13 protein-coding genes are annotated in these 18,767 nt (G+C 35.6%); 4 read left to right on the top strand and 9 right to left on the bottom strand.

Features of this window, described 5'->3' with window-relative positions; genetic code table 11:
• The first annotated feature begins 172 nt into the window (after window positions 1–172).
• Together RBH94_RS06915 and RBH94_RS06920 are read left to right on the top strand one after the other, a co-directional pair.
• Complete coding sequence (locus RBH94_RS06915) at window positions 173–1,447, top strand: ribonucleotide-diphosphate reductase subunit beta (RefSeq protein ID WP_307882964.1); 1,275 nt, start codon at window positions 173–175, stop codon at window positions 1,445–1,447.
• A gap of 3 nt (window positions 1,448–1,450) precedes the next feature.
• On the top strand, window positions 1,451–3,247 hold the full coding sequence (locus RBH94_RS06920) for a ribonucleoside-diphosphate reductase subunit alpha (protein WP_188224055.1): 1,797 nt from the start codon (window positions 1,451–1,453) through the stop codon (window positions 3,245–3,247).
• Between the two features lie 117 nt (window positions 3,248–3,364).
• On the opposite strand, the gene RBH94_RS06925 is transcribed toward RBH94_RS06920, so the two are convergent.
• The 3 genes from RBH94_RS06925 to RBH94_RS06935 all read right to left on the bottom strand — a co-directional run bounded on the left by RBH94_RS06925 (window position 3,365) and on the right by RBH94_RS06935 (window position 7,484).
• Window positions 3,365–3,646 carry a pyrimidine/purine nucleoside phosphorylase gene (locus tag RBH94_RS06925; RefSeq protein WP_307882965.1) on the bottom strand — a complete coding sequence of 94 codons (282 nt, stop codon included), beginning with the start codon at window positions 3,644–3,646 and terminating at the stop codon, window positions 3,365–3,367.
• A 292-nt stretch (window positions 3,647–3,938) separates the two neighbouring features.
• Window positions 3,939–6,224, bottom strand: coding sequence for an inorganic phosphate transporter (locus tag RBH94_RS06930; protein WP_307882966.1), 2,286 nt, complete (start codon window positions 6,222–6,224; stop codon window positions 3,939–3,941).
• A gap of 69 nt (window positions 6,225–6,293) precedes the next feature.
• Window positions 6,294–7,484 (bottom strand): porin, encoded by a 1,191-nt coding sequence (locus tag RBH94_RS06935; RefSeq protein ID WP_307882967.1) that lies wholly within the window; start codon window positions 7,482–7,484, stop codon window positions 6,294–6,296.
• 390 nt (window positions 7,485–7,874) lie between these two features.
• On the opposite strand from RBH94_RS06935, the gene RBH94_RS06940 reads away from it, so the two are divergent.
• Window positions 7,875–8,225, top strand: a complete 351-nt coding sequence (locus tag RBH94_RS06940) for a toxin-antitoxin system YwqK family antitoxin (RefSeq protein ID WP_188224059.1) — start codon at window positions 7,875–7,877, stop codon at window positions 8,223–8,225.
• A gap of 68 nt (window positions 8,226–8,293) precedes the next feature.
• Here RBH94_RS06940 and RBH94_RS06945 read toward each other — a convergent pair whose 3' ends face one another.
• The 3 genes from RBH94_RS06945 to RBH94_RS06955 all read right to left on the bottom strand — a co-directional run bounded on the left by RBH94_RS06945 (window position 8,294) and on the right by RBH94_RS06955 (window position 13,906).
• A complete protein-coding gene (locus RBH94_RS06945) occupies window positions 8,294–10,345 on the bottom strand; it encodes a hypothetical protein (RefSeq protein ID WP_307882968.1) in 2,052 nt (683 codons plus the stop codon).
• 157 nt (window positions 10,346–10,502) lie between these two features.
• Window positions 10,503–13,244 carry a TonB-dependent receptor gene (locus tag RBH94_RS06950; protein ID WP_307882969.1) on the bottom strand — a complete coding sequence of 914 codons (2,742 nt, stop codon included), beginning with the start codon at window positions 13,242–13,244 and terminating at the stop codon, window positions 10,503–10,505.
• 278 nt (window positions 13,245–13,522) lie between these two features.
• Window positions 13,523–13,906 carry a carboxypeptidase-like regulatory domain-containing protein gene (locus RBH94_RS06955; RefSeq protein ID WP_188224062.1) on the bottom strand — a complete coding sequence of 128 codons (384 nt, stop codon included), beginning with the start codon at window positions 13,904–13,906 and terminating at the stop codon, window positions 13,523–13,525.
• Between the two features lie 191 nt (window positions 13,907–14,097).
• On the opposite strand from RBH94_RS06955, the gene dgt reads away from it, so the two are divergent.
• The gene (dgt, locus tag RBH94_RS06960; RefSeq protein ID WP_307882970.1) at window positions 14,098–15,438 is read left to right on the top strand and encodes a dGTP triphosphohydrolase; all 1,341 of its coding nucleotides are present in this window, start codon (window positions 14,098–14,100) and stop codon (window positions 15,436–15,438) included.
• 3 nt (window positions 15,439–15,441) lie between these two features.
• Here the strand turns inward: dgt and RBH94_RS06965 are convergent, their stop codons facing one another.
• The 3 genes from RBH94_RS06965 to dxs form a co-directional block, all read right to left on the bottom strand.
• Entirely contained in the window at window positions 15,442–16,419 is a 978-nt protein-coding gene (locus tag RBH94_RS06965; RefSeq protein ID WP_307882971.1) for a permease, read from the bottom strand.
• Between the two features lie 78 nt (window positions 16,420–16,497).
• Complete coding sequence (locus RBH94_RS06970; RefSeq protein ID WP_307882972.1) at window positions 16,498–16,734, bottom strand: thioredoxin family protein; 237 nt, start codon at window positions 16,732–16,734, stop codon at window positions 16,498–16,500.
• A gap of 160 nt (window positions 16,735–16,894) precedes the next feature.
• Window positions 16,895–18,667 carry a 1-deoxy-D-xylulose-5-phosphate synthase gene (dxs, locus tag RBH94_RS06975; RefSeq protein WP_307882973.1) on the bottom strand — a complete coding sequence of 591 codons (1,773 nt, stop codon included), beginning with the start codon at window positions 18,665–18,667 and terminating at the stop codon, window positions 16,895–16,897.
• Between the last annotated feature and the right edge of the window lie 100 nt (window positions 18,668–18,767).

An 18,767-nucleotide genomic window follows, 5' to 3' on the forward strand; every position in this document is an offset into this window, starting at 1 on the left:
TGTTTTGCATTGATTCAAAACATGTTAAACAAATTATAAACTTTGTTAGAGTAGTTTTTTGACGTGAAAAATACGTAAAGTTTTTGTTGCTCCCAGTTAATTAATAGCCCGAAGTGGTCTTATATAATGTAAGAAATACACTCAAGTAACGATTATAACCAATACCCACAATATGGAATTAACGCACATTATTAAACGAGACTACGAAACCACACCTTTTGTGTTGGATAAAATTACCTGTGCCATTGAAAAAGCAATGCTTTCTGTTAATCATGGTACAAGAGAAGATGCTGAAGATATTTCAGGAAAAGTATTCGAAGCCCTTTTGGCTAGAAAGGCTGTAGATTCAAGATATGTTCCTACTGTAGAGCAGGTGCAAGATATTGTTGAAGATAAGTTAATGGGTAGTGCATTTCATAATGCGGCCAAAGCCTATATTCTTTATCGCGATGAGCAAGCTAGAAAGCGTCAAACTAACATTTTTGAAAAACGTATAAACTTAAAGCCTTACGAGTATCCGGATTTATACGAGTATGTTAACGCTATCAGGCATTCGTACTGGATTCATAGTGAATTTAATTTCACTAGCGATGTACAGGATTTTAAAACAGGGTTAACACCAACCGAAAAATCAGCAATAAAAAATACCATGTTGGCAATTTCTCAAATAGAAGTTGCAGTAAAAACGTTTTGGGGAGACATTTATCAAAAAATGCCTAAGCCAGAAATAGGATCTGTAGGTGCTACGTTTGCCGAGAGTGAAGTGCGTCATCATGATGCGTATTCACATTTGTTGGAAATTTTAGGGTTGAACGCTGAGTTTAAGACTTTAAAAAAGAAACCGGTAATCATGCGTCGCGTGCATTACTTAGAGACGGCTCTTAAAAACTCAAAAAGCGAAAATATTCAGGAATATGCCGAGTCGGTGTTATTGTTCTCTTTGTTTATCGAACATGTGTCGCTATTCTCTCAGTTTTTAATCATAATGGCTTTCAATAAGCATAAAAATATGCTGAAAGGGATCTCGAATGTGGTTGAGGCAACATCAAAAGAAGAGCAAATACATGGTGATTTTGGTATTGATGTTATCAATATCATCAAAAAGGAAAACCCGAAGTGGTTTGGTGAAGAGTATAATGAGAAAATTCAAAACATTTGTAGAGAAGCCTTTGAGGCCGAAAGTGATATTGTGGACTGGATTTTTGAAGATGGTGAGTTAGATTTCCTTCCTAAAAATGTAGTAAACGAATTTATTAAAAACAGATTTAATAGTTCGTTAGAAAGTATTGGTATTGGAAAAGTGTTTGATGTAGATGAAAAATTATTAGCACAAACCGAGTGGTTTGACGATGAAATAATTGGAACTAAACATGGCGATTTCTTTGTGAAACGATCTATCAATTACAGTAAGAGAACAAAAAGTATAACTAGTGACGACCTATTTTAAATTATGAAATTAAACACGCACCTCCAAGACGAACAAACAGAACAACAATCCAGCAAAGAACAATTATTAAACGCTAGGAAAGCTTATATAAAAAACACAAATCAGGCTGATTCAGATAGCGAACCAGAGTTTAAATGGCTTACTGAAAATAGTCGTAAGTTTTTAGAATCAGGGTATTTAACTGATGGTGTAACTCCTGAAGGAAGAATTAGAGAAATCGCAGAACGAGCAGAACAAATTCTTAAAATAGATGGTTATGCAGATAAGTTCTATAAATATATGTCTGAAGGGTTTTTCTCGTTAGCCTCACCGGTGTGGTCTAATTTTGGAAAAAAACGTGGTTTACCAATTAGTTGTTTTGGATCTAACATAGCAGACGATATGGGGAATATTCTTTATACCCAGTCTGAAGTTGGAATGATGTCGAAATTAGGTGGAGGTACTTCTGGGTATTTCGGTAATTTAAGACACCGTGGCGCTCCGGTAAAAAATAACGGGTATTCATCGGGTGCTGTACACATTATGCAGTTGTTCGAAAAAATGGTTGACGTCGTTAGTCAGGGGTCAGTAAGAAGAGGTCGTTTTTCGCCATACTTACCAGTAGAGCATCCAGATATTAATGAGTTCTTAGAAATAGGTACCGAAGGAAATGCCATTCAAGAATTAACTCATGGGGTAACTGTAACCGATAAATGGATGCAGGAAATGATTGATGGAGATGTTGAGAAACGTACCATTTGGGCTAAAATTATTCAAAGAAGAGGGGAAATAGGTTATCCTTATATTTTCTTTAAAGACCATGCCAACAATAGTGCAGCCGATGTTTATAGAGATAAAAAATTACCTATTGTAGCCAGTAACTTGTGTACAGAAATCATGTTACCATCTAACGATCAATGGTCTTTTGTTTGTGTATTATCATCTGTGAATTTATTACATTACGATAAGTGGAAAGATACCGATGCCGTTGAAACCATGGTATATTTCTTAGACGCTGTAATCACCGAGTTTATTGAAAAATTAGAAGAGTTTAGAGATTCTGCTGATTTAGATGACAGACAAACGTTCTTATTCATGGAGCGTGCTTATAATTTTGCAAAATCGAACCGTTCTTTAGGTTTAGGAGTTTTAGGTTGGCACTCTTTATTACAGTCTAAAATGTTATCGTTTGATAGTACAGAGGCCTTTAATTTAAATAGTGAAATCTTTAAATTAATCCAGGAGAAGTCTTATAAAGCTTCTGAAGAACTGGCGAAATTATACGGCGAGCCTGAAGTATTAAAAGGCTACGGAAGACGTAATGCAACTTTAAATGCCATTGCACCAACGACATCTTCGGCTTTTATTTTAGGTCAGGTATCTCAGGGGATTGAACCTATCTGGTCTAACATTTATGTTAAGGATATTGCCAAGATTAAAACAACAATTAAAAACCCTTACTTAGAAGCGCTTCTTGAAGAAAAAGGACAAAATACAGCTGAGGTTTGGCGTAGTATTCGTGATTATGATGGGTCTGTACAGCATTTAGACTTTTTAACAGAGCATGAGCGTGATGTGTTTAAAACTTATTCTGAAATTGATCAGTTAACTATTGTGTACCAGGCTGCCAATAGACAAAATCATATAGATCAAGGGCAATCGGTTAATATTATTGTGCATCCAGATATGCCGGTAAAAGACATCAATAAGATATATGTTACAGCATGGAAATTAGGGCTTAAGTCATTATACTATCAACATAGTATGAATGCAGCACAGAAATTTAAACAAAAGAAAGAATGTGCAAGCTGTGAGGCTTAGTATATATAAAAGCTGAGTTATTCAATTGTCTCTGAATAATTTTTTAATTAAGTGTTATATTACCAAAAAAGGCACCTCGAGAGAGGTGCCTTTTTTTATTTATTCAAAAGCTTGTACTTATTTGTACTGGCATAAGTAAGCGGTTTGTGTGTTAACCTTTACTAAAAAGCTTTCGTTAGCATCGATTTCGTAAGCTTCTCCTGCTTTGTAGGTTACCCATTCGCTTACATTAGGAAGCTTTACGGTCATTTCTCCTTCAATCACGGTCATAGTTTCATGAAGAGAGGTCGAGAACTCATATTCACCAGGTTCCATAACGCCTAAGGTTGATTTTCCTGTAGCAGAAGTGTAGCCTAAAGATTTTACATTATTGTCAAAATAACTGTTTTGTGATATCATAATTGGTTTGTTTTTTGCAAATGTATATAAATTAGATAGGAATTACCGTGTATTCGTTTCAAGGATTTTATGAAATAACAAAGCACCCACTACAGGTGCCTTGCATCTAACTCAACGATTCAAATGTTATGAAAAAAGGATTAATCCTTTTCTATACAGCTAAAGTAGAACTACAGTGTTAAGTAAATGAAGTTTTAGTATTATGTTAGTTTTATCAAATGGCTGTAATACACAAGTAAAAAAAAAAGCCCGTGATTTAATCACAGGCTTTTTCATTAAGATATTGTTTTGTTTATGCTTTAGCTTCTTCTGTGCTTAAGGTAGCAGGCTTAACCGATGCATCGTGTGCATGGTCGTACTCTTCAAGAAGATTCATAGTAGCGTTTAATAAATCTTTAGTTTCTAACAATAAACTAAAGTATAAGGTTGTGTTCTTCGGACTCGATTCTTCTGTACGAGTGCGCTCTACTTGTTTTTGAATTTTCGTTGTTACTAACGATGTGATTTCAGCTTTTCTTCCTAAGATTACCGATAACTCATCAAAAGACTGGGTGTTAAACGCATTTTGAATATTGTTAAATAACGTTTCGAAACGCTCATCCACCTCTTTAAGTTCTTTAATTTGGTTGAATTTTAATTTCTTATGGTTATTGTTAACATGCTTATGACTCACTTTAGTAATGTATTCTAAAGACTGAACCATATCTTGTAAATATCCTAAAATGTGAATATAGAAATTACTAGCTCCAACACTAGATTCATCTAAATTTTTGATGAAATAGAAAATGTTATCTCTTAGTTCATCAACCTCGTCTGAAAGTTTAATAATTTGCTTTTTATTCTTTTTAAGCATCGCTAAATCCTGCTTAGCTAAACCATTAATAGCATTGGTGTAAATTTTATTTCCACGCTTTACAAGACTAGCAATGTTTGATGCACTTTCGTGAATCACACCTTGTAATGAGCTGCTTTCGGCTTGCTTTAAGTAATCTTCCTCTAAAGATTTAGGAGAAGAAGTTTTCTTGTGTGCTTTGTAGTTTCTGTAAATTATTAAACCAGTTAATAATAACAAGATTGGCGTCATTACACTAGGATTCCAGTGGATTAGGAAGGCTACAAAACCTGAAGCGATAAAAGCTCCAATAGCTGTAAAGAACCAACCACCAATAACGTTTAATACACCAGCAACACGGTAAACAGCACTTTCTCTACCCCAAGCTCGATCTGCAAACGATGTACCCATAGCCACCATAAAGGTTACGTAAGTGGTAGATAGTGGTAATTTCATTGATGTTGCAATAGCAATTAATACACCAGCTACCATAAGGTTTACCGAAGCACGAATCATATCGAAGGCAGGGGCATCTTTAGCTTTTTCTTTGCTTAACAGAGCTTCTTGCTTTTCGAATCTCACATTCATTTTACCTTGAATACTTGAAGGAACAATAGCTTCAAAAGTATCAGAAAGGAATGTTGTTGCTTTCACAACACCTCGTGATAATGAGTTCGGTTGAAATTTCTCGTGAGTATCGCCTTGGTGAGATAAACTAATCTCGGTGTCTGCAACTGTTCTTGCTTTTTTAGATAACCATAAAGTCACTACCATGACACCACCAGAGATGAATAATAATAAAGGTTCTGCAGGCACTTTCTTTTCTAGTACGCCCATTGAAAATGCTGAGGCGTCTAAGCCAGAAGCAATCCAGGCTTCATAAGAGTGGTATGCTGCCATAGGCACCCCGATAAAGTTTACCAAGTCGTTACCAGAGAACGCAAGGGCTAAACCAAATGTACCAACAGCAATAACGATAAGTAAGATGCTTTTCTTTGTTAATTTCTGGAATGCATAGGCAAATAAAGTCCAGAAAACAAAACTTCCCAGCATGATGAAGATTTCGTTACCTTCAACACTACCTTTCATTTCGCTATAATATGGAGTTCCTTTTAATCCTTTTAAGAAAATAAAGTAAGTGATAGCTGTTAATGAAAAACCTCCGAAAAACGCACCGAAATGCTTCATTTTCGTTTCGAAGTGGAACGTGAATATTAAACGTGATATCCACTGAACAAATGCACCAACGGTAAAGGCTATAACGACCGATAACAGAATCCCTAAAATAATGGTCAGGGCTTTATCAGTGTTGATATATTTACCAATATCTGAAATCGTTTCAGTATTTGAAACACTGGTTTTAATTAAGGCCATAACAACTGCCGCTCCCAGTAAGTTGAATACAATCGATACTGTAGTAGAGGTTGGTAATCCTAATGTGTTAAAAAAGTCGAGTAGAAGGATGTCGGTAATCATTACCGCCATGAAAATAATCATGATCTCGTCGAAGAAAAACTCTCCTGGAACGAAAATACCTTTACGGGCAACCTCCATCATACCACTTGAAAATACGGCTCCAATGAAAATACCTAAACTGGCAACAATCATGATGGTTTTAAAAGGAATAGCCTTAGAACCAATAGCTGAGTTTAAGAAGTTAACCGCATCGTTACTTACACCAACCACAATATCAACCACAGCTAATACAGTGATGGCTATCAGCATAAATAAATATAAATTATCCATAATTTAACTTGAAATAGTTTGCAAATATCTTTAGTGTTTTGCTTTGTTATGTTATCTAAATGTTAACTTTTAAAAGTGGATATCGCACTGTAACCTGTACATGATCTGACCAGTATTGGTTGGTACATCTAAGTAGCTAATATCCGTTTGTACTTTTAATTTATGACCAGATAAATATTTAGAAACACCAAGGGTATATTGGGTTTCCGGATCTTTACCGGTAATTGTTTTATCTAACTCTACATTAGTATATCTACCTGTTACTTCCCAGTTGTTTTTAAACAAATAACCAGACATTAAGTTATATCCATTACCTACTTGTACTTCATCACCAGTTAAACTACCATCTGCATTTTTGGCAAACGGATCATCAGCGGTTCTATTAGCAAATTCTCCCATAAAAGAGAACCCTCTGTACTTAAACATTGCGTCTATAAAGATAGCGGAAATATTTGTTTCGTAAAGACCTTCGTCTGTTTCCATGTAAGACCCCATGTTACCACGGTTTCTTACAGCATTATTGTTAAAGTTATAGGTGGCACCAACAGCTAATTTAGGTGTGTGTTCGCGTTTTAAATCCGATCCCTTATAATCTCCTTTACTTTGAAAATCACCAAATGGGTATAATTCAACACGACCAGTATATTGGTGTCCGCCTTCGTTACCGGTAGTTACATTACGACCCTCACCTTGAGAAATCGATAAAATTTCTTTAACAATAAAGGTGTTTCCTAAGTTAAAGTGATGTCTTAACTGAAGTCCCATATCACGGTCAATGTTAAAACGGCTGTTTACTAACGAACGATCTACTAATTGTAAATCTGCAGATGAGATAACACGTTCGCGGTTACCTGGTAATTTGGTTTGTCCTGCCCATAAAACAAAGTTTCCTGCGAAGTTCCATTTTAAAACGGCATCCATAACATATCTTGGAGAATTGCTGGTATATTGTGATGCACCAGACATATCGCGGTTAGATAATCCTAACTCTATTTTGTATTTAAGTTTTGGTGAAAAGGCAAAACCATCGAATTTTAAACGTGAACGCCTTACTAGCGCACTTGTTTCTAAAGATTCTCCATCCTGCCATGTTGATGTTCCTAAAAGTTGCATACGGAATCCAACTTTCATGGTAAATGAACTGTCTTTACCTACTAAATTAAAAAGTCCTTTGCCGAATTTTGGGGCATTGGTTTCCTGCGCGAAAAAAGTGCTAGTAGCTAATACTAAAATAGCTACGAGGCTCCATCTAAATTTCATAAATTGTATTCTTAGTTTTTGTCGGGCGCAAAAGTCTAATATTAAAACGAAACCAATGTTTCCTTAATGTTAAATGTACGTAAAAAAAAAGAGACTACCTTGGCCAAGGTAGTCTCCACAGAAATCATAATAATGTAGTCGACAAAAACTAATAGATTATATGAAATACTAAATGTTGTCTTAAGACTTACGCAAATAAAATGTAAAAGCTTGATTTAAATGTAACCACAATATTAAGTAATTATTAATTCGCTTATGTTAATTTTTAAAGTGTAAACAGCTGTTAGTCAATATGTGTAGGTTCTAATGTTAAATTAATGTTATGTAAGTGTTGATTAAATGTTACGAAATACGTATCTTTACTGTATTAATGTTAAATACCCCATGATTATGAAAAAGTTTATTTTATCTCTGGCCTTTTTAGTAACTGTGGTTTCTTTTGGACAACAAAAAAGAGACTTAAAGTTTAATAAAGATACCAATTTAATTGAAGTAACTTACTATCATGACAATGGAGAGGTAAGCCAAACAGGGTTTTACACTACAGATGGTAAATTACAAGGAGAATGGTTGAGCTTTAATGAAGAAGGCAAGAAAACGGTTTCAGGTAATTATGATAATGGGAAAAAAGTCGGCAAATGGTTTTACTATACTGGTGAAACTGTAAAAGAAGTAGATTACAATGCTAATGAAATAGCAAGTTTAAAAGAAACAAACGTGAAGAACGATAAAGGTCTTTAAAACGTAAATACTAAATAAAAAAGCCTCCCTATTGGGAGGCTTTTTTATGTTTTATAAAGAAGCTTATATTATAAGCCAGCGTTAATCCATGTCCAAGCAGAGATGTCTAATGCGGTAGCATCTTTACCAGAATTTAATGTGTATAAAGTAGTTTCTCCAGTAATTAAAGTAGCATCTGCTGCAGATCCTGCTATGATTACATTTGAAGTTGCCCCACCGTCTTTCATGTCTAAATCAACATCATAACCAGTTAAGTGTAATCCAGTGATTGTTCCTCCAGATTCTTTTTTAAACTGTAATGCAGTACCACCAACAGTAGAAATTGCTGTAATGTTATTGAATTTAGGGTTTCCGTTAGCTTTATCTCCTTCAAAAGCAGTTGAGAAACCAGCTACGGTATGAGAAATATAAGCGTTATCTACAGTTCCGTTCCAACCTTCTGTCCAGTCGATAGCATCATCACTGTTGTTTTCTAAATATAAGTTAGTTACCGAAGCAGTACCTCCGAAGAACTCAATTCCGTCATCATCACCGTTAATTACCGCAATGTTTTCTAATACAGTTTCAGAGCCTACAGCATATAAAGACACACCGTTGTATTGAGACTCAGAGTTAATTTGAGCACCAGTTCCTTTAAGTACTAAGTTTTTAACAGAACCAGAGTTATCGTTGTCTGTAGTACCTCCGTAAATGAAACCTCCAATTTCAGCAACAGCGTTAACACCTGCAGATGTTGTTGCGTTACCACAAATGGTTAATCCACCCCAGTCTCCAGGGTTACCAGCAGCAGAAGCAATAACTACAGGGTTAGCCGGTGTACCTTCTATAAAGATTTGACCACCTTGTAAAACTGCAATGTAAACTCCAGTACCACCATCTCTAGCAGTAATTTTTGTTCCAGCAGGGATTGTTAAAGAAGCACCATCTTGTACAATGTAAGATGAGTTTAATGTATAGCTCACAGAAGCATCTAAAGTAACCTCACCAGTAACCGCACCTTGTAATACAGCAGTATCAAAAGATAAGTCTGATGCTACCCAATCAAAATCAGCAACATCTACTGTAGGAACAACAGAAGTGTTTAAAGCAAAAGTATATGCACTTTCGTCTACATCTGTAGTTGTTTCATCATCTTCAACCATTGCAACAGGCGAATACCCATCAACAAATACTACGTTTGAAGTTGCTCCAGCATCTTTCATATCTAAGTCTACATCATATCCACTTAAAGATAAACCGGTAATTGTTCCACCAGATTCTTTTTTGAATTGTAATGCAGTACCTCCAACAGTAGAGATGGCAGTAATGTTATTGAATTTAGGATTTCCGTTAGCTTTATCTCCTTCAAAAACAGTAGAGAATCCAGCAACAGTGTGTGAGATATAAGCGTTATCTACAGTACCGCTCCATCCTTCTGTCCAGTCGATAGAATCATCACTGTTGTTTTCTAAATATAAGTTAGATACCGATACAGTACCACCAAAGAACTCAACACCATCATCATCACCGTTAATAACAGCAACGTTATCTACTAAAGTACCAGAACCAACAGCGTAGAAAGATACCCCGTTATACTGAGACTCAGAGTTAATTTGAGCACCAGTACCAACAATTTGTAAATATCTTATGACACCAGAGCTATCTGAATCGTCGTTACCACCGTAAATAAATCCACCTACTTCGGCAACAGCATCAACACCAGCTGTAGTTGTTGCGTTACCACAAAGTGTTAATCCACCCCAGTCTCCAGGGTTACCATCGGCAGAAGACATAATTACAGGGTTGCTTGCCGTTCCGTTAATGTTTATCTGACCACCTTTTAAAGCAGCGATATATACGTCTGTTCCACCATTATCAGCAACAATTGTTGTTCCGGCAGGGATGTTTAAAATAGCTCCCTCGTCAATAATGAATGAACCTGTTAAATCGTATTGAACTGCAGCATCAAGTGTATAAGACTCTTTTAAAGTACCGTTTAATACTCCAACTTTTAAGTTAGCCATTACTTCAGTATCGCCACCTCCAATTGGAGCAGGATCTTCAGAGTCACAGCTTGTAGCTACAACTAATACTGCCGATGCAGTAAAAGCTTTGAATAAATTTAGGAATGATTTTTTCATTTTGTTTTTAATTAGTTTTTTGTTGTGCTTTTTCAAAGCAAAATAATTTCGTCGCAAAGTAAAGGACTAAGTGTTTGTTCACTATTAACCTAATATTAAAACTAGGTTACCCTTTGCTTTGCGACGAATGTGTTTTGTTAACTCAATGTTAACTTATTTAGAATGTGTATTTTAAACTTAAGCTTAATAAACTTCCTTTCTTGTAAGACTGTACAGTTTCGTTAGTTTCAATTCCAGTTGGAATGTCTCTGATTAACTGTGTTTGCTCGATTTCTGGGTTTAATAAGTTTCGTCCAACAAATTTAATTTGTAGGTTTTCTGTAATCTCTTTACTTACTACTAAATCTAGAGTTACAAATCCTTTTTCGATGATTTGGTCGTTGTAAAGTACATCGCTGTTGTCAAAATCTTCAGGAGAACCTAAAGCAAAGATTTTATCAGATGAATAGTTACCAGTTAAAGAAGTGTTGAACTCTCTTTCTGTATTGCTGTTATAGCTTAACGATCCGTTTAAAATTAAATCTGAAGCCCCTTGTAAATCGGTTTCTGTAACATCTTTATACTGATAGTTTTCGTATAAATCTTGGTTGAACCACATTTTGGTAACGTTAGCATTAAAGTTTAATAAGCTCTCCTCTTCATCATTTTTAATTAAATCGAATCTTGTTTCTAATTCTAAACCAAAAACTTCAGCTTGGTCACCTGTATTTTGATATTCGAATACACCTGAAGACCCTCTACTTTGTGCTAAGTTGATTGGATTTTTAATTTGTTTAAAGAAACCTGTAGCTGAAATTAATTCGCCTTTAGTTGGGAATAATTCATACTTTAAATCCATGTTAAATACATCAGATTTCTCTAAGGTTGGTGTACCTCTTGTAATACGACCAGTTGGAGAAACGTACTCGAATGGAGCGATTTCTTTAAACTCTGGTAAAGTTTGTGTTAAACTAGAAGCTAAACGTAAATACTGTTTTTCGTTTAATTCATACTTTAAGTTTACACTTGGGTAAAGTCCTGTATATTCTTTTGTAGTTTGCCCTACACGACCAACATAGTTGTTAACATCCCAAAGTACATTAATCTCATCTCTTTCAAAACGCACACCGGCATTACCTGAGAAACGTTTGTTGATTCCAAAATCTAAGTTTGCATAACCAGCCATGATGTTTAAGTCGGCATCGTAACGGTCTGCAACACCTTCGCGTAAAACTAAACCATTTTCAAAATTATCAGGTGTAAAGGTTAACGAGAAACTATCTACATCTGGTACTTGGAAACCACGAGCTCTTACACCAATAAATTGAGAGCTAAATACACGATCTTTTTGACGGAAGTCTGCACCAACATGTAATTTGAATGGCGACATGTCGTCTTCATCTAATTTACCGAATTCGATAGCGTCAGAGATAAATGCGTTGTATTCTGTATCTTCAATTTTTTGGCTAGATTTTCTTTGTTGGTAATCACCAACGTGAGCATATTGTACATAGCCTTCTTCTTCAAAAATGTTAGCTTCATTTCTAATTCTGTTAGGCTCTTGTGCGAATACGTAGTTAAAACCTCCAGCCCATTTTAATTCGTTTTTCTCAGAGATATGATGAGTACCTGCTAATTGATTAACTAACATGGTAGTTTGTTTGAAGTTTTGGTCTCTAACAAAAGCACCATCTTCTTTAGGGTCTTGATCGAAAACATAACCTTCACCGTTTCTACCTTGCTCGTAAACCTGGTCGTTACTGGTGTTTACTGATAAACTCGTTAATCGAATGTTGTTGTTATCGTCAAGCTTTAAGCCTAAATCAACATAACCAGTAGAGCTTGTTCTAGTGTTATATTGCTCTACGTCGTTAAATGAGTTGTCTAAAACGTTAGACCTGTAACTTTTAAATACACCTTCTCTATAGTCGTAAGATTTCGAGTGAGAACCAGCAGCAAATAATTTTACTTGTTTTCCGAATACATCAAATTTTGTACCTCCAGATAATTTAATACCGTAGTTTCCAATATTTTTTGTGTTTACAGGTTCCCAGCCTTGTCTGGTAATTAAATCTACAAGTGCGTATTGTTTTTTGTGGAATCCGAAAGTCGCATCTTCAGAAACGATACTGGTTTTAAAACCGTTTTTACCTAAAACGTTAGTATTGTATCCAGATGATAATTGGATATCGAATTCTTTTGAAGAATAGCCTTTAGATGAAATATCAACGTTACCAGAACTTTGATCAGCGTAGCTAGATGTAGCGTATGTTTTACTAATACCAACATTTTCAATGATATTAGTAGAGAACAGGTTTAAGTTGATGTTTTTATTGTTGACATCATCAGAAGGAATTGGTAAACCGTTTAATGTTGTTGATAAATAACGGTCTCCTAGACCTCTAATATAAATATCACCAGATCCTTCACTTTTAGTAACTCCCGATATTTTTTCAGTAGCCGCAGATGCATCAGATACTCCAATTTTAGATAAACGCTCAGCACCAATACTTTCTTTAATAAGAACGGCTTTCTTTTGCTCTAATAATAATGCGGTTTCACTTTCACGTTTTGTAGTTGTGGTAATAACAACCTCACTTAATGAGGCTGCACTAGCACCCATAGGTACGTTAATTTCTACTACTTTGCCAGCAACAATAGTAACAGGAATTTCCTGAGTTTCGTAACCCACGAAACTAAAAATTAATGTTAGTTCACCTGGTTGTAAATTCTCCAGACTATATAATCCATCGAAGTCTGAAGTTGTACCTGTAGTGGTACCTTTAATAATAACATTAGCAAAGGCTAATGGTTCGTTATTGTATTCCTTATCTGTAAGTTTACCAACCACAGAACCAGTGGTTTGGGCGTATGACATTGCTCCTACTAAAAGCATTAGCAATACAGTAAATTTTTTCATAAAATGTTAGTTTTTATCTGCTGCAAAGAACGTCACGTTGTATGAACGCATCGTTACCTAGAAGTTAAACAATGGTAATAAAAGCGTTATGTTAATGTTATGAGATTTAATGTTTGTAAACGTTAACTTAACATTGGAAGTTTGTAAAAATCAATAAAGTTTTAATGTGATTTTTTAAAAAAAACAGTCATTAAAATAACAAAGCCAATAACTTGGTTATTGGCTTTGCAGACTACTCGAATATATATTTTTAATCCCTAATATATACTATATTTTGATTACCCTTGTGGTAAAGCTTTGTCTCCTTTATCAGCAGTGCTGGTTAATAATGCTAGCTCGTCTAAAGAGATGGTGCTGGCTGCTAACGATAGTTTTAATTCAGTAGGCTCAAAAGCATCTACATGCACGTTAATTTCTTTTGTTTCGTAACCTACAAAACTACACACTAAGGTATAATCTCCGGCTTCCAGGTTTTCTAATAAAAACAATCCGGTTTGATCGGTGTCTACTTTTGTTTCTGTTCCTTTAATCGTTACATTAGCTAAAACTAAAGGCGCATTATTTACCTCGGCATCCATAATTTTTCCAACAACTAAGCCTGTGTTTTGGCTAAAAGATAGTGTTGAAATTAACATTGCGGCTACAAAAAATAAACCTTTCATTTATATGTGTTTTTTTAATAGACTGCAAATTAAAAGCTTAAAGACGAGTATTGTGTTATGTAAATATTAAACAATCTTTATTTAATGTTATCTTAACGTTAATAAAGCTTATCTGAACACAGTTATTGAGAAATAAAACCCGGGTAAATATTGGTGAATTTAACTATCTTGCCATGCATTAACATGATATTATGAACTGGGAACAACTATTATCTTTAAAACGTTTTGGTGATACAAATAAACGACTTAGAAAAGAACAGGATGAAACACGTTTGGGTTTCGAGGTGGATTACGATCGTATTATTTTTTCATCAGAATTTAGAAGTTTACAAGATAAAACACAGGTGATTCCCTTATCGGAAACCGATTTTGTACATACCCGATTAACGCACAGTCTGGAAGTTAGCGTGGTTGGTCGTTCGCTAGGTCGTTTGGTTGGTAAAAAGTTATTGGAAAAACACCCGCATTTACAAAAAGTACATGGTTATCAGGCTAACGATTTCGGTGCTATTGTGGCTGCAGCTGCCTTAGCACACGATATTGGAAATCCGCCGTTCGGGCATTCGGGAGAAAAGGCTATTGGAGAATTCTTTAAAACGGGAGAAGGTTTAAAATATAAAGACGAATTAACCGCAAAGGAATATCAGGATTTATGTGATTTTGAAGGAAATGCTAACGGATTTAAAATTTTAACCGAAGATCGCGCCGGACGAATAGGAGGGTTACGTTTAAGTTATGCGACGCTTGGAGCCTTTACTAAATATCCTAAAGAGTCGTTGCCTAAAAAGCCAACAACGCATATTGCTGATAAGAAATACGGGTTTTTTCAAAGTGAAAAGGAAGCTTATGTAGATATTGCCGAAGAACTTGGTTTGATTAAGCGTAGTGAAGATAGTGTTAGTTATGCGCGTCATCCTTTAACATTTTTAGTCGAAGCGGCAGACGATATCTGTTATACCATCATCGACTTTGAAGATGGGATTAATCTAGGTCTTATTCAGGAAGAATATGCATTAGAGTATTTGTCCAAAATCATTCGTCATACTATAAGACCTGAGAATTATTATGCCTTATCCACCAAGGAGGATCGTATAGGGTATTTGCGTGCCTTGGCCATTGGGTCTTTAATTAATGAAGCGGTCGATATCTTTATGGAAAATGAAGAAGCTATTTTAAATGGCGATTTCGATTGCGCATTGCTAGACAAAAGTAAATACGAAGCACAGATTAACGATATCATTAAAATAAGTATCGAAAATATTTATCAGTCTACTGAAGTCATCGATAAAGAAATTGCAGGTTACGGTGTGATTAATACCCTATTGGAAACCTACACTGCTGCGGTGAACAATAGTTTTAACGGTACGGCTTCTAATTATGACGAACTTATATTAAATGGTCTTCCGAAGAATATAAAAACCGATAGTCCAAGCTTGTATGCTCGCCTTTCCGGCGTATGTTACTACGTCTCTTTATTATCTGATAGCAAGGCGATTTTAGATTATAAAAAAATAAAGGGAATTAGTTTTTAGTGGTTATAAGATGATATTGAAGAGGTATCCTGAAATGATAATACACAGGGTTACCACACTAAAAAATATGGCAATTAGTTTTAAGGTCATTACCTTTTTTAATAGCATAGCTTCGGGTAACGATAAGCCAACCACCCCCATCATAAAGGCGATGGCTGTTCCTAAAGGAATGCCTTTAGAGACTAATACCTGAACAATAGGCAGGATGCCTGATGCGTTCGAGTACATGGGTACAGATAAAATAGTTGCAAGTGGAACCGCAAACAGGTTGTCTTTAGACATGAATTTTTCGAAAAAGCCTTCAGGAATATAGCCGTGCATGATTCCGCCAATGGCAATTCCGACAATTACATATGGTACTATGCCTTTTAGAATGTTTAAAACTTCAGTCCATATTATAGGTAAACGTTGGGTGAAGGTTTGCTTTTCTGCTTTAAATAAGTCTTGTTCTTTTTGTGCGTTTGCCAAAATATCTTTCACCCAGGGTGTTAAGTAGCCTTCAAGTTTTAGATTTTGAAGAATGATTCCGGATATGGTGCCAAGCAATACGCCGCTAATTATATATAATAGTGTCGTTTTTATTCCGAATAAGCCTATAAATAAACCAATGGCGACTTCATTCACTAAAGGTGAGGTAATTAAAAAGGCGAATGTAACCCCTAGAGGGATGCCTCCTCTTACAAAACCAATAAATAAAGGAACCGAAGAACAGGAGCAAAATGGTGTAACTACTCCAAAAAGACTCGCCATAAGGTATTCCAGGCCGTATAGTTTTTTTCTTGATAGATAATTTTTAACCTTATCTATGGGGAAGTAGCTATTTACAATACCCATAAAAAAGATAACAATAACGAGTAAAATTAGAATTTTGACGGTATCATAAATGAAGAAGTTTAAAGCTTCAGCCAGATGTTGTTCTTGGTCTAAATCTATAAGGTCGTAAACCAGCCAATCTGCAATATGTTGCAACCAATCAAACATAATTACAGATGTTCGAAACTTGTTTTGTAACTTTCAATATGTAAAGCTTTAGTAAAACCATCCATGGTTAGATTTTTACTAGTTTAAAAGGGTAAGTACTTCGTCTTTTGTAGGCACTCGTCCTTTTATGGTAATGACATCGTCAATAACTAAAGCAGGTGTTGTCATGATATTGAATTTCATGATTTTTACAATATCTTCAACTTTTTCAATGCTTGCATCAATATTATTTGTGCTAACAACGTCTTTAACAACATTGGTCATCGATTGGCATTTCGGACAACCGGTTCCTAAAATTTTAATTACTTTACTCATGATTTTATATATAATTATTGACAGTAGATACGGTGTACAACCCAATTGTAAAATTACGATAGGGATTTAAAATGCTATGTGACTTTTGTCACCTTTTAGATGTTTTTGCCGGAGAAGAGATGGCTAGGTTTTATTTTTGTTGCGATAAGAAGTCGGCAAATCAGGTCGTTAATATGTCGTTTAGCAATTTTGATAGATGATGAGCATCTAAACCAATTTGTTCTTGAAGTTCAGCAACACTGGCATGGTCAATAACAGCATCCGGAATTCCTAAAACTTTAATATCGTTTTTGTAATTGTTAGAAGCTGCAAATTCTAAAATTGCCGATCCAAATCCACCTTTAATTGAATTATCTTCTATGGTAATAAGTGTTTTATGATTTTTGAAGATGTTATGAAGCAGTCGTTCATCTAAAGGTTTTACAAAACGTAAATCGTAATGGGCAATAGCCTTAGGATTGTTAGATTGTTCAATGGCTTCGGTTGCATTTTTAGCAATGGTTCCAATACTTAAAACGGCTATTTTATCACCTTTCTTAAGTGTAATTCCGGTTCCAAGTTCAATAGCTTCAAATGGTTGCTTCCAGTCAGCAGTAATACCACGACCCCTCGGATAACGAATAGCAATCGGGTGGTTTAAGCCCAATTGTGCTGTATACATGATATTGCGAAGCTCCATTTCATTTCTAGGCGCAAAAATAATAAGATTCGGAATACATCGTAAATATGATAAGTCGTAAACACCATGATGGGTCGCGCCATCTTCACCAACCAATCCCGCACGATCCAAACAGAATATTACAGGCAGGTTTTGAATTGCTACATCATGAATAATTTGGTCGTAAGCGCGCTGTAAAAATGTGGAATAGATATTACAAAACGGAATTAATCCTTGAGTAACCATACCCGCAGCAAGGGTAACCGCATGCTGCTCTGCGATACCTACATCAAAAGCACGGTCCGGCAGTTGGGCCATCATGTATTTTAATGAACTGCCTGTTGGCATAGCGGGAGTAATACCGACAATATTTTTGTTCTGCTTAGCTAATTCTACTATGGTATGCCCAAATACATCTTGATATTTCGGAATTTTCGATGTCGATTTCGGAATCAGTTCTCCCGTTTCAGAATCGAATTTTCCCGGTGCATGGTATCTAACCTGGTCTTCTTCAGCTTGGCGTAAGCCTTTGCCTTTGGTGGTAATAATGTGTAAAAATTTAGGGCCCTTTACCGTTTTTAAACGTTCTAATTCTGAAATTATAGCATCTAAATCATGTCCGTCAATAGGTCCGGAATAGTCAAAATTCAGGGCTTCAAATATATTGTCTTGTTTTTGAGTGCCCTTTTTAACGTTGGTTAAATACATTTTTAGGGCGCCAACACTCGGATCGATTCCTATGGCGTTATCGTTTAAAATAACTATCAGGTTAGCATCTGTTACTCCGGCGTGGTTTAACCCTTCAAAAGCCATACCGCTAGCGATGGAAGCATCTCCAATAACTGCAATATGTTGCTTTTCGGTTTCGCCTTTTAGTTTTGAAGCAATGGCCATACCTAGCGCTGCAGAAATTGAAGTCGAGGAGTGACCAACACCAAAGGTGTCATAAATACTTTCGTCGCGTTTTGGGAATCCGCAAATACCACCTAATTGACGATTAGTATGAAACACCGCTTTACGTTCTGTTAATATTTTATGCCCGTAAGCCTGATGGCCTACATCCCAAATGAGTTGGTCTTCCGGGGTGTTAAATACATAATGTAGTGCAATGGTTAATTCTATAACGCCTAAGCTGGCTCCTAAATGCCCTTCTTTAACTGCGATAATATTAATAATAAATTCACGTAATTCCTGAGCCAATTGTGGTAATTGCTCTGGCTTTAAAAGACGCAGGTCTTTAGGGGAATTGATACTATGTAATAAGGTGTTTCGCACGAGGCAAAAGTACAGATTTTATTGATCATATAGATTTAAAATATTATGGGGTAAATTAATTGAAAGCGAGATATTATAGCAATATGAAATTGTATATTTG

This window comes from Aestuariibaculum sp. YM273 (assembly GCF_030908365.1).
Taxonomy (GTDB): Bacteria; Bacteroidota; Bacteroidia; order Flavobacteriales; family Flavobacteriaceae; genus Aestuariibaculum; species Aestuariibaculum marinum.

Excerpts from the sequence above, each read along its gene's own strand:
- RBH94_RS06915 (WP_307882964.1), top strand. The coding sequence starts at position 173 with ATGGAATTAACGCACATTATTAAACGAGACTACGAAACCACACCTTTT.
- RBH94_RS06945 (WP_307882968.1), bottom strand. The coding sequence starts at position 10,345 with ATGAAAAAATCATTCCTAAATTTATTCAAAGCTTTTACTGCATCGGCA.
- RBH94_RS06965 (WP_307882971.1), bottom strand. The coding sequence starts at position 16,419 with ATGTTTGATTGGTTGCAACATATTGCAGATTGGCTGGTTTACGACCTT.
- RBH94_RS06970 (WP_307882972.1), bottom strand. The coding sequence starts at position 16,734 with ATGAGTAAAGTAATTAAAATTTTAGGAACCGGTTGTCCGAAATGCCAA.
- RBH94_RS06950 (WP_307882969.1), bottom strand. The coding sequence starts at position 13,244 with ATGAAAAAATTTACTGTATTGCTAATGCTTTTAGTAGGAGCAATGTCA.
- RBH94_RS06930 (WP_307882966.1), bottom strand. The coding sequence starts at position 6,224 with ATGGATAATTTATATTTATTTATGCTGATAGCCATCACTGTATTAGCT.
- RBH94_RS06955 (WP_188224062.1), bottom strand. The coding sequence starts at position 13,906 with ATGAAAGGTTTATTTTTTGTAGCCGCAATGTTAATTTCAACACTATCT.
- dgt (WP_307882970.1), top strand. The coding sequence starts at position 14,098 with ATGAACTGGGAACAACTATTATCTTTAAAACGTTTTGGTGATACAAAT.
- RBH94_RS06920 (WP_188224055.1), top strand. The coding sequence starts at position 1,451 with ATGAAATTAAACACGCACCTCCAAGACGAACAAACAGAACAACAATCC.
- RBH94_RS06935 (WP_307882967.1), bottom strand. The coding sequence starts at position 7,484 with ATGAAATTTAGATGGAGCCTCGTAGCTATTTTAGTATTAGCTACTAGC.
- RBH94_RS06940 (WP_188224059.1), top strand. The coding sequence starts at position 7,875 with ATGAAAAAGTTTATTTTATCTCTGGCCTTTTTAGTAACTGTGGTTTCT.
- RBH94_RS06925 (WP_307882965.1), bottom strand. The coding sequence starts at position 3,646 with ATGATATCACAAAACAGTTATTTTGACAATAATGTAAAATCTTTAGGC.